Source organism: Thermoleptolyngbya sp. M55_K2018_002 (assembly GCF_015295965.1).
Lineage (GTDB): Bacteria > Cyanobacteriota > Cyanobacteriia > Elainellales > Elainellaceae > Thermoleptolyngbya > Thermoleptolyngbya sichuanensis.
The window spans coordinates 1-11,198 of the sequence record NZ_DVEA01000218.1 but is presented as its reverse complement, the minus strand read 5'-3'; the positions used below and the strand labels follow the sequence as shown (position 1 = coordinate 11,198).

At 59.0% G+C, this 11,198-nt stretch carries 11 protein-coding genes and 1 pseudogene; 4 read left to right on the top strand and 8 right to left on the bottom strand.

Translation table 11 applies throughout. The annotated features are described in order from the left end of the window. Window positions 1–181, top strand: a pseudogene (locus IGS51_RS10885) (hypothetical protein); the annotation flags it as partial. A 21-nt stretch (window positions 182–202) separates the two neighbouring features. Here IGS51_RS10885 and IGS51_RS10880 read toward each other — a convergent pair. Both IGS51_RS10880 and psb28 read right to left on the bottom strand, forming a co-directional pair. Beyond that, on the bottom strand, window positions 203–730 hold the full coding sequence (locus IGS51_RS10880; RefSeq protein WP_297078418.1) for a MogA/MoaB family molybdenum cofactor biosynthesis protein: 528 nt from the start codon (window positions 728–730) through the stop codon (window positions 203–205). Window positions 731–764: 34 nt separating this feature from the next. After that, the gene (psb28, locus tag IGS51_RS10875) at window positions 765–1,100 is read right to left on the bottom strand and encodes a photosystem II reaction center protein Psb28 (RefSeq protein WP_172356118.1); all 336 of its coding nucleotides are present in this window, start codon (window positions 1,098–1,100) and stop codon (window positions 765–767) included. Between the two features lie 344 nt (window positions 1,101–1,444). On the opposite strand from psb28, the gene IGS51_RS10870 reads away from it, so the two are divergent. The 3 genes from IGS51_RS10870 (at window position 1,445) to IGS51_RS10860 (ending at window position 4,850) form a co-directional block, all read left to right on the top strand. After that, the gene (locus tag IGS51_RS10870; protein WP_297078417.1) at window positions 1,445–2,026 is read left to right on the top strand and encodes a hypothetical protein; all 582 of its coding nucleotides are present in this window, start codon (window positions 1,445–1,447) and stop codon (window positions 2,024–2,026) included. Window positions 2,027–2,428: 402 nt separating this feature from the next. Continuing rightward, window positions 2,429–3,253 (top strand): Uma2 family endonuclease, encoded by an 825-nt coding sequence (locus tag IGS51_RS10865; RefSeq protein WP_297078416.1) that lies wholly within the window; start codon window positions 2,429–2,431, stop codon window positions 3,251–3,253. 106 nt (window positions 3,254–3,359) lie between these two features. Beyond that, window positions 3,360–4,850 carry a glycosyl hydrolase family 57 gene (locus IGS51_RS10860; protein WP_297078415.1) on the top strand — a complete coding sequence of 497 codons (1,491 nt, stop codon included), beginning with the start codon at window positions 3,360–3,362 and terminating at the stop codon, window positions 4,848–4,850. Window positions 4,851–4,983: 133 nt separating this feature from the next. Here the strand turns inward: IGS51_RS10860 and IGS51_RS10855 are convergent, their stop codons facing one another. The 6 genes from IGS51_RS10855 to IGS51_RS10830 form a co-directional block, all read right to left on the bottom strand. Then, entirely contained in the window at window positions 4,984–5,511 is a 528-nt protein-coding gene (locus tag IGS51_RS10855; RefSeq protein WP_297078414.1) for a hypothetical protein, read from the bottom strand. A 77-nt stretch (window positions 5,512–5,588) separates the two neighbouring features. Then, window positions 5,589–6,815 (bottom strand): lipid-A-disaccharide synthase, encoded by a 1,227-nt coding sequence (gene lpxB / locus IGS51_RS10850; protein WP_297078413.1) that lies wholly within the window; start codon window positions 6,813–6,815, stop codon window positions 5,589–5,591. Further along, window positions 6,815–7,639 (bottom strand): acyl-ACP--UDP-N-acetylglucosamine O-acyltransferase, encoded by an 825-nt coding sequence (gene lpxA, locus IGS51_RS10845; protein WP_297078412.1) that lies wholly within the window; start codon window positions 7,637–7,639, stop codon window positions 6,815–6,817. Before lpxA ends, lpxB begins: the two co-directional genes overlap by 1 nt. 3 nt (window positions 7,640–7,642) lie before the next feature. Further along, the gene (gene fabZ, locus IGS51_RS10840; protein WP_172356103.1) at window positions 7,643–8,170 is read right to left on the bottom strand and encodes a 3-hydroxyacyl-ACP dehydratase FabZ; all 528 of its coding nucleotides are present in this window, start codon (window positions 8,168–8,170) and stop codon (window positions 7,643–7,645) included. Between the two features lie 150 nt (window positions 8,171–8,320). Further along, window positions 8,321–9,241: a UDP-3-O-acyl-N-acetylglucosamine deacetylase gene (lpxC, locus tag IGS51_RS10835; RefSeq protein WP_297078411.1), complete on the bottom strand. Its 921-nt coding sequence runs from the start codon at window positions 9,239–9,241 to the stop codon at window positions 8,321–8,323. A 55-nt stretch (window positions 9,242–9,296) separates the two neighbouring features. Continuing rightward, window positions 9,297–11,198: BamA/TamA family outer membrane protein (locus IGS51_RS10830; protein ID WP_297078410.1), on the bottom strand; the 1,902-nt coding region annotated here is incomplete at its 5' end.

The window sequence follows — 11,198 nt, the reverse complement described above, 5'->3', positions numbered from 1 at the left end:
GCGAGTGATGCCCGTGCTGGCGGGCACTTGGGGACGCTCGGTCAGCAACCGCCCACCGCTCGAAACCCAGATGCAGGCCATCCGCCAGTCTGCGCCCCAGATCAACGCCATCAGCCACTTCGCGCTGTCCTGGCAAGACCCAGAGGGCGATCGCACGCGCAAGTCTTGCCGATTGCCTTAAGATGCCCGGATTAGGATTACCTTAGCCAGAGAGACTTCTAGCTCCCTGCGCCTGTTGGGTTAAATGCACCAACTCCGGCAGAATTAGCGCGTCCATTGCAAGGCGAACCGCATTGCTAGAGCCAGGGAGAGAAAAAATCAGCGTGGTGCCGCGCAGTCCGGCGGTGGCGCGAGAGGCGATCGCCCGCGACCCGATTTCTTGATAACTCAGCCAGCGAAAGACTTCGCCAAAGCCAGGGAGCGTCTTGTCCAGTAGGCTTTCAATCGCATCATAGGTCGTATCGCGGGGAGCAATGCCCGTGCCGCCGTTGAGGAGGATAGCGGAAATATCCGGGCGATCGCACAGTTCCAAAACTCTGGCGCGGATTTGGTCGGGTTCATCCGGCAAGATTTCGTAAGCCAAGACGCGGTGTCCGCTGGACTGGAGGCGATCGCTCGTCAGTTGGCCGCTGCGGTCAGTTTCCGGCGTGCGCGTATCGCTCACCGTAATTACGGCACAGCCAACTGACGGCTGTTCTGTATCTGGGTGGGGAAGCGCTGCATAATTCATAGATGCTTTAAGAGTCCCCAAAGTTCTGTAAAGCCTAGGACTTAGTGAATCCGAGTCCATGCTCTTCAGCGTAACGCTCCATGAACCGCATAAATCGGTTCCACTCGTCTACGCTCTTAATCACGTAGACCGCCTCAAGTGCTGCTGGCTGACCATTGATAAACTTTGCCTTGACCTCACGGGTGACTAACTCACCTTCCTCGTCGAGCAGGTACATCCCTGTAATATCTTCGGTGCTCTCCACACTCAGGGCTTTGGGGTTCTCAAAGTAGAAAGTAGCTGTCCCGTTGGTGCCGTCCTTGGAACGGGTCATCCGCACATCGGGAACGACCTCTTCTGTGATCCCCCTAGAAAACTGGATTTCAGCCATAACCTCTCCTTTACAAACTGTTACCGTCGGCCTAATATTCCATCTTCGCACGGTAACAGCCCACTAAAGCAGCAAGCCTTCTAATCGCGTGCATCTGTGCTTGTGCATCTGTGCTTGTGCATCTGTGCTTCAGTCAGGGAACTCACCAAACAAAGAACTTCAGGATTTATGCAGGGAGGCAATTTTTCGTAGGGGCCGCCTACAAAAAACTGTCCAAAATCCCGAAAACTCATCGCTAGCGCACAAGTCCTGTGAGATCGCTAACCTTACCCAAAAAACAAAACAAGGAGTCTGAACGTATGATGCAGCTTTCCGATCGCAGTCTAGAATCCTCATCTCACTCCATGGCCGGCGCTTCTGACAGCAATTCTGCCGATGCTTCGAGGTGGATTGCTGGTCATAGCGCAACAGCGTGGGTGTATCAGTTTTTCTCTGCTCGATCGCCCATCTCGCGAGAGGACATTAGTAGAGTTGTCTATTTCCACTTCGTCCTAGACTTGTTTGAGACTTTAGTTTGCGAAAAAACGATTTCCCTCAGCAGACTCGAAGAAGTCGTGCAGCAATACCCGCTACAAGGGGGACGGCGATCTGTGGATTACCACGATTGCCTAGCAGCCTATCAAACGCAATATCTCAACAGCGATGGGGTTGCAAACTGGCGATTTCGCGAGATCTATTTTCATAGCTACGAAGAAGCCTTGTTTGTGAAAAGTGTGCTGGAGAATCAAGGAACCCAAAGCGCGTCTCGCATTCTGGTTGCCTTGCTGCTGCTCACGTGTCGCTATCGGAATTGTCTATTTCGTGGAGAAGTCAGTTGGAGTACGCTGCCACGTCGAATCCCGATTCTCAAGTCAGCAAGCCATCTGCTCATGCAATTTCTAGATCGCTGGCAAGACAGGGTTCCAGAAAACTCAGCAAACCCTTGACGTAGAACTGTACTTAGTCCAGGTAACTGCACTTAGTCCAAGTAACTGCATTTAGGCAAAGGACTTCCCACAGCCGCAGGAGACGCTCAAGACGCACTCCTGTTTAACAGGATTGCCGACGGGCCAATGATCTGCCAGCGGGCGATCGTTGGCCCTTTTATTCTGGCTTTAGTGAGTAATTTGGCTTTGGTGAGCAGGTGAAACTACCATCAAACTCTGTTAAACCGGTACACTTGGAACATTCCTTAGAACGTTAACCGTTAGAACGTTAATCGTTAGAAAATCGTTAGAACATTGATACGTTTGAAACGAAGCATCGGCTTTCCTCAAGTTTGCACTTTCAGTCTGCACCTTCAGTTTGCACCTTCAGTCCGTACCCCATCAGTGTTCTGGAGCCACGCTATGGCGATCGCCCCTTCCCAGCCCGCCCTATCGCTTCCCGACCACACCCAACTGCCCGAAACCGACGGCACGTTTGTGAAGAACTTTCAGGAGCATCCCCAAAGCCTGCTGCTCACCGATTCCATCCGTCCCGTTCTAGATGCGCTACATCCTGACGGGCAATACGCCATCGGGCAAGACTGCGGTATCTATTGGCGGCTGACCGACCCTCCGGAGCGCGGAGCCGAAGCCCCCGACTGGTTCTATGTGCCCAACGTGCCGCCCCTGCTCGACGGTCAGCGGCGACGCTCCTACGTCCTGTGGCAAGAAATTATTGCGCCGCTAATTGTGATTGAGTTCGTCTCTGGGGACGGTTCCGAGGAGCGCGACACCACCTCGCCCCTGGCTAGCCCAGAGTCCAAAGCGGGAAAATTCTGGGTCTATGAACAGGCGATTCGCGTCCCCTTCTACGCCATTTATGAAGTAGACAAAGCTTCGGTGGAGGTCTACGAGCTAGTCGGCAACCACTATCAGCGCTGCACGCCCAACGAGCGCGGGCATTTCCCGATTGACCCCATCGGCGTGGAACTTGGCATCTGGCAGGGACAATATCTGAATCAAGATTTGCCCTGGCTGCGCTGGTGGGATTGTGAGGGTAACTTGCTGCTGAACGGCGACGAGCGGGCAGAACAAGAGCGACACCGGGCAGAACAAGAACGACACCGGGCGGAACAAGAGCGACGCCGGGCAGAACAAGAGCGACACCGGGCAGAACAAGAGCGACAGCGGGCTGATCGCCTGGCCGCCAAACTGCGTGAGATGGGCATCAACCCAGAAGACCTATAAGCACCTGGGGCTTTAGTAACCTGGATTCTTTAAACAAGCCGACAGACTCCGCAAACCCCGGCGGCTGGAACTATCGTAGGAGCAGTCTCACCCAAGGAACTGCGCCATGACGACCGCCGTTGCCAACCTGCCCACCCTGCCTCCCACCACCCACTACGGCTTGCCCAACATCTGCGGCTGGGAGGCGGAAATCAGCACCGTGGTGAATCACAGCGACCCCATCTGGTTGCCCCACACTGCCCTGCGGCTGGAACACATCACCAGCGGTTTTGCCTGCGCCCTGCATATGCACCAGCCCACCATTCCCGCAGGCTGGGACGGGGCGCTGATCAGCAATTTGCAGTATATGTTCGAGCATCCAGGCGAAGGGGATAACCACAATGCGGGCGTGTTTGCTTGGTGCTATGGGCGCATGGGCGAGTTTATCCCCGAACTGGTAGGCAACGGCTGTCAGCCGCGCATCATGCTGGATTATTCCGGCAACCTGCTCTGGGGGCTGGTGCAGATGGGGCGGGAAGACGTGCTGGGCAACCTGCGGCGCATCACCTGCGACCCGCATTATCACCCCTACGTGGAATGGCTGGGCACGATGTGGAGCCATGCGGTGGTGCCTTCCACGCCGATTCCCGACCTGAAGCTGCATATCCAGGCGTGGCAGCAGTATTTCGCGGCGCTATTTGGCTATGAGGCGCTGCGGCGGGTGAAGGGCTTTTCGCCGCCAGAGATGCACCTGCCCAACCATCCTGACACGCTGTATGAATACCTGAAGGCACTGAAGGAATGCGGCTATCGCTGGCTGCTGGTGCAGGAGCATTCGGTGGAGCGGCTAGACGGGTCGAGCCTGACGCAAGACCAGAAGTATATTCCCAATACGCTGGTGGCGCGAAATTCTCACGGCGAGACGGTGCGGATGACGGTGTTAATCAAAACCCAGGGGTCGGACACGAAACTGGTGGCGCAGATGCAGCCCTATCATGAGGCGAAGGGGCGCGGGCGGCAGGAAATTGGCGGCGTGTCGGTGCCCTGCTGTGTGACGCAGATTGCCGATGGGGAAAATGGCGGCGTGATGATGAATGAGTTTCCGCGCGATTTTCATCCCGTATGGTATCAAATTCGAGATGGGCATAGCGGCGGCACGGTCGGGCTGAATGGCACGGAATACCTTGAGCTAATCGAGGCGGCGGGCGTGAACCCGGCGGACTATCCTGAAATTCAGGCGGTGCAGCAGCACAAGATTTGGCAGCAGGTTCATCCACAGGACGCAACGCCGGAGAAGGTGCAGGAGGCGATCGCCCAAATCCAGGCCACCGATCCTCAATTCCACATGGACGGAGCCTCCTGGACGAACGACCTGAGCTGGGTGGCGGGCTATGAAAACGTGCTGGAGCCGATGAACCAACTCAGCGCCGCCTTTCACCAAAAGTATGACCCGCTGGTACAGCAAGACCCCGGCATCACGCGCCAGCCCGACTATCAGCAAGCGCTGCTTTATAACCTGCTGCTGCAAACGAGCTGTTTTCGCTATTGGGGCCAGGGCACCTGGACGGAGCATGCGCGGGAGATTTTTCGGCGGGGGCAGGGCGTGTTGGGGGGGTGAGGATTTTGGATTTGGATTTGGGATTGCCGATTTTGGACAGGTTTGGGGCAGGTTTGGGGGCAGGTTTGGGGCGATCGCCCCTTAACATCCAAAACCCAAAACCCAAAATCCAAAACCCAAAACCCAAAATCCCTTAAATGCCCTCCAGCGCCGCTTGAATTACCGCCCGCTGCTCATCGTCATAGCGCCAGCGGTTCAGAAATTCAGCGTAGGGGCCGTCGCCGGTTTTGGCGCTGTTGCGGAGTTGCTGTGCTTTTTCAGACACCAGCGGCAGGCCGACCCGGTGGATCAGATCGAGCGTGCGGCGGCTGACCTGCTCGGAACCCTGGGCCATGTCTTCGGCTTGGTTGCGGCGGTGGGCGATCGCCATTGCGGAAGACATGGCCAGGTTTTTCACCAGCAGTTCCGCGACGGTTCCGGGGGAAGATTGCAGCGCTTTTACCACGGCTTCTGATGGCGCATCTGCCAAGGCGCTGTCGCTGGTGAGATAGGTGACAAAAAAGCCCCGCGCCCCGTTTTCGCTAGACACTAGGGCGGCGATCGCCTGCTCCTCTGCCTCAGCCGACAGCGTGCCTGCCGCCATCTGTGCCATCAGGTCTTGCGTCAGGGCGATCGCCTGTTCAAAGGACAGATCTGGGGGAAGGGTGAGGGGGTTGGTCATGGCGGCCTCCAACTCGGTTTCCCCAGGATCATATAGCAGGGAACCGGGATCAGGTTATTCCAGCCGCTCGCCCCTTTCTACGCCATCACCCGTCCCATCTCTCGCTGCTCCAACAGATCTAGCACCTCCCCCGCAGCGCGATCGCACACGCCGCCGTCTCCTAGCACCTGGCGCAATCGGGCATAGTCTTGCTGGATTTGGTGGCGGCGATCTGGGTCGAGCAGCAGCGCCAGCCCCTCGCGGGCGATATGCTCTGGGGTTGCGGCTTCTTGCAATAGTTCCGGCACAATCGGTTCCATCATCACCAGGTTGGGCGGCGACATGAAGGGAATCGAAAACTTCAGGAAGCGGCGGGCAATCCATGCGGTCACGCGGCTGACGCGGTAGATGACCACCTGGGGCACACCTGCCAGCGCAATTTCCAGGTTGGCTGTGCCAGATTTGGTCAGCGCTAGGTCGGCAGCGGCGATCACGGTCTGGGGCTGCTCGGTCACGATCGTTGCCCGCAGCCCGTAGCGCCGGATCGCCTGCTCGACAGGGGTCTGAAACTGCGACAGCGAGAGAGGAATCCAGAGATGCGCCTGGGGCAGGGCGGCTTGAATTTGCTGCGCTGCCTGACACAGCACCGGCAGCAGGTGTTTGACTTCCTGGCGGCGAGAGGCGGGCAAGAGGGCGATCGCCACTTCATCTTCGGTAATGCCCAACTGCTGACGGGCTGCGGCGCGGCTGGGGAAGGTGGCCACGCGATCCACCAGGGGATGCCCGACGTAGGTGGCGTTTGCGCCCCATTTTTCGTAATAGCGGGCTTCTTCGGGAAAAATGGCCAGGAGGCGATCGCTCAGGCTAATCACCTGCTGTGTTTTGGCCGGACTGAGCGACCACACCCACTCCTGCGGCGCGATGTAGTAAATCAGCGGCACCTGGGAAAAGTGGCGACGCATATAGGCGCCGATGCGCGAGTTTGGCCCAAAGTAGTCGATCATCACGACCAGATCGGGCGGATGCTGCTGCAATTGCTGCTGCACTCGCCGCTGGAGCATCAGCGTCGGCAGCACAAAGGGCAGTGCTTCCACAATGCCGACGGAACCAATGGCAGTTGTGTCGCCCAAGAGAGTCGCTCCGGCCGCCGCCATGCGATCGCCCCCCAGCGCCAAAATCTCCAGCGCCAGTCCGCGTTTCTCGGCCTGCCGCCACAGCGCCTCCACCAGCAGCGCCCCCTGCAAGTCGCCCGACACCTCGCCCGTGCTGATCAAAATCCGAGCCGACCGGGCCGCAGGCGGGTGGACTGGCTCAACCGTGTCCATCAATCTGCGCCTCGGCTGCGACTACTCCCCGGAATCAGCCCCCGGCGGCTTGGCAATTGCGACAGTTGCAAAAATTGCCGTAGATGCTGCAAGGGTTCGCAGTCGGGCAGCAGGTCGATCTGCTCGATTGCCTGATTCAGCGGCAGCCCAGAGCGATAGAGGGTGCGAAAGGCTTTTTTGAGCGCTTGATAGGTGCGCCCCTGGTCGGCATCCATCAGCCCAGAGCGGCGCAGACCCACCAGATTGAGCGATCGCACTCTGGCCGGGTTGCCCTCCACCAGCATATAGGGCGGCACGTCGCGGTTGATTCGGCTCATGCCGCCGACCATCGCCAGTCGCCCCACCCGCACAAACTGATGAATGCCCAGCACGCCGCTAATCGTCGCCCGCGCCTCGATATGCACATGCCCAGCCAGCGCGGTGCTGTTGGCAATGACCACGCGGTCTTCGATGACGCAGTTGTGCCCGACATGCACGTAGGCCATCAGCAGATTCCCGTTGCCAATCACCGTCGCCTCGCCTGTGTAGGTGGCACGGTTGATGGTTACGTACTCTCGGATCAGGTTGTCGTCGCCGATCTTGACCTGGGTGATCGCACCGTCGTATTTCAAGTCCTGCGGGGGCAAGCCGATGGCAGCACCCGGAAAGATCTGGTTGCGGGCCCCGATTTCTGTCCAGCCATCCAGCACCACATGGGCCCCCACGACCGTCCCTGGCCCCACCCTCACCCGATTGCCAATGACTGCATAGGCCCCAACCTGAACCGTCGGATGCAGTTCAGCGTCGGGGTGGATAACAGCCGTAGGGTGAATCAGGGTAGTCAAGGATCAGTCCACCAGTGAAAACATCAATTCGCCTTCGGCAGCCAGTTGCCCGTCTACCTCTGCGCGTCCATACATCTTGCCAAAGCGGCGTTTTTTGACCCAGAGCAGTTCAACGGCCATGATGATTTGGTCACCGGGCACAACCGGACGGCGAAACCGCACTTTGTCGATGCCTGCAAACATAAACAGACCGTCTTGCACGTCGGCCATCTGCGTCAGCACCACGCCGCCCACCTGGGCCATGGCCTCTACGATCAATACCCCCGGCATAATGGGGCGACCCGGAAAATGACCCTGAAAGTGGGGTTCATTGAACGTAACATTTTTGATGCCCACGGCCCGCTTTTCGGGAACGAATTCGATGATTCGATCGACCAGAGAGAACGGATACCGATGCGGCAGCAGCTTGTGAATTTCCTCCACCGAAAGCACAGTCGGCGGTGCAGAGGGCGTTTCAGGAGCGGCTTCTGGCTCAGCCTGAATGGGAGAAACGGGGGAAACGGTGGTATGGAGGTCGGTCAAAATGGTCATGGGCTGACAGAGGGGAATAAGAGGGGAATGATGGAATCGAGGGTTTGGAAAGGTGGCTGGAGATGGATAGCAGGAGTCAGACAAGAGCGGCAATGGGGCTGCGGAAACCGGGTGTGGGAAGATTGGGCAGCAGTGGCGCTGAGAATCGCGCTAGGGCGCAAACGGGGACAGTCGGAGGCGGCGAGCCAGTTCCGTATGCAGTTGGTGGCTCGCTTTGTAGGCGACTAGGTGCGCCAGGGGCATCCAGCCAAGCAGACTGATGTCTCCTACTAAGTCTAAAAGTTTATGACGCACTGGTTCATTTGAAAATCTCAGGGGTGGGTTTAGCCATCCGTCGGGGCCGCACACCAGAGCATTCTCCAGGCTGCCGCCGCGAATCAGGCCGAGCGATCGCAGTTGGTCAATCTGATGCGCCAGACCAAAGGTGCGGGCGGGGGCGATCGCCCTTTCAAAGGGTTCTGCGCCAGGCGACCAGCTTGCCCACTGGTTGCCAATGGCGGGCAGGTCAAAGTCAATGCCATAGCTGAAGCGCAGTTCGGGAGCGGGGATCGCGGCCACAAACGCACCCTCGTGGCGTACCCAGACGGGTTCTGGCAGGGGAATGAGGGCGTAGGAAGCGGACTGGGGCATGATCCCGGCGGCGGCGATCGCCCTGGCCCAGTCCTGGGCGGAACCATCTAGCAAGGGCACTTCGGGCCCGTCGATTTCGATGCGGGCGTTGTCAATACCCATGCCCACCAGCGCCGCCAGCAAGTGTTCCACCGTGCGAACGCTAGCAGTCCCCTCAGCGGTTTCCACTGCCAGTTCGGTCGAAAGCCGCGTCTCGCGCACCTGGTCAATATGAGCCGGAATGACGGGCTGCCCCGGCAGATCTACCCGCACAAAGTAGCGCCCATCTCCCGGCTGGGCAGGCAAAATCCTGACCTGGGTGGGTTCGCCCAGATGCAGCCCCACCCCCGACTGCGCTAGGGGGCTAGCAAGGGTATGCTGCTGATCTCTCAGCAGACCGGGAGCCGGGGCTTCGCGGCGGTTGGCGGATGGGGTGCTGGAGAAAGAGAGGACTTGTTCCATTGCGATCGCCCAGATGGCGGTATCAAAACCTGACGGGTCTTAACTAAGGCTACTGCTAGAAGCGTTCCCCAATGCCAAAGTGAATCCGACTGTCGCCTTCATCATTAAAGCCCAGGTCCACCCGGATTGCGCCAATCGGCGACTGCACCCGAATTCCCAGCCCAAAGCCAATCCCGGTTCCTGGCTTGTCGCGCACCACAGCGGGCTGTCCTGGTACGTCGCTGCCCGTTCCCAGGTCGCTGCCCACGTCTACAAACAGCACGCCGCCGACAATTGAAAAGATGGGGAAGCGGTATTCTACCGTGCCCAGCACAAAGGCGCGACCGCTGCCCACATCGCCCGCTTCATAGCCGCGCACCGAGTCTGTGCCGCCCAGCGAGAAGGCCTCGTAGGGCGGCAGATCGCCCAACACCACGCCGCCCTGCACGTTGAAGGCTAGCGTTTCGGGCCCTTCTGTGAAATCGGTGATGTCTACGGGGAAGTAGCGGCTATAGCTGCCCCGCAGTCGGTTGAAAAAGATATTCCCCTGACCTACAGGAATCGACTGATCCGTTGCAATCCGGAGGCTATAACCCCGTGTGGGGGCAACGGCGCTATCGCGGCGATCCTGACTGGCGCTGAGCTGCACGAGCAAAATATCATCCGTGCCCGACTCGCTGAAGCTGAGCTGGTTGCCCAATTCGTCCACTGGAGCTAGATCGCCATCGGCATCTTGCAGGCGAATGTTCTGGTATTGCAGCCCGGCCGTGGCTCGCCAGCCGTCGCCCAAGGGACGACCAAAGGTTACGCCGCCGCCAATCCGCCGCACGCGAGGGCGATCGCCATTTTCCAGCGTCACCTCCGTCTCGCCGCCCTGAAACACCAGCGGAATCGACCGACGGCTAAAGGCGTTGACCGTATAGGAGGTGCGGTTTGGATCGCCCGCAATCCACGGGTCTGTAAAGCTAATATCAAACAGCAAATCCCGCTGACCAAACTGCACCTCTGCGCCGAGTCGCTGGTTGTTGCCGCCCAGGTTTTGCTCCTGATAGCTGACCGTGCCAAACAGACCGCTAGCCGAACTCACGCCCACCCCAGCGGAGATCGAGCCGCTGCTCCGTTCCACGGCGTTGATGGTCACGTCCACCTTGCGGGGGTCGTCACCCGGATTCAGCGTCACCTGCAAGTCGTCGAACAGCCCCAGCCGAAAGGCCCGCTGGAGGTCTTGCTGAATCTGGTTCTGGTTGAACACGTCCCCAGGCTTGGTTTCAAATTCCCGCGTGATGATGAAAGCGCGGGTGCGGCCCCGAATCGGGTTGCCGTCGTCGTCTTCGGTTTCGCCGTCTTCAGTTTGAAAGGCGACGTTGATATCCTCGATCACGCCCTCTGCCACCGAGAGCGTGACCACGCCATCCTGACTGATGCGGGGTGCGTCGATGACCTGCGCCAGCACATAGCCGTTGTCCTGATACCAGCGGTTGATGTTGCGGATGCCCGTCTGAAGCTGGTTCAGGTTCAACACGCGGCCGTATTGCGTTCCAAAGGTCTGGTCAACCACCTGCTGGGGCAGCACCTCGTTGCCCTGGATTCGCACTGCCGTTAGCACCGGGTTGGGCTGTACCACGAAGGTGACCCGCACGCCCAGCGGCGTATCTTCGGGAACCGCCCGCACGTCCGAGAAAAATCCTGTGGCAAACACCGCGTTAATATCCTGCTGAAGCTGGGTGCGCGTAGTGGTTGCGCCAGCGCGAGTGCTGATGGCGTTAAATACTGCGTCTTCTAGCTCCGGGCTGGGGGCCCCGCTGACGACCAACTCAGACACCAGCACCCGCGGTTCTTCCTGGGGCGGGGCGGCCTCAGCAGGGGCGGGCTGTCCGTCGGTGGGCTGGGGCTGGGGGATAAATTGGGCTAGCTCAATGGGGTCGCCCAGGCGGGAGGTTCCTGTCTGGGGCACGGCCAGCTTGGACAGAGCGGCGGG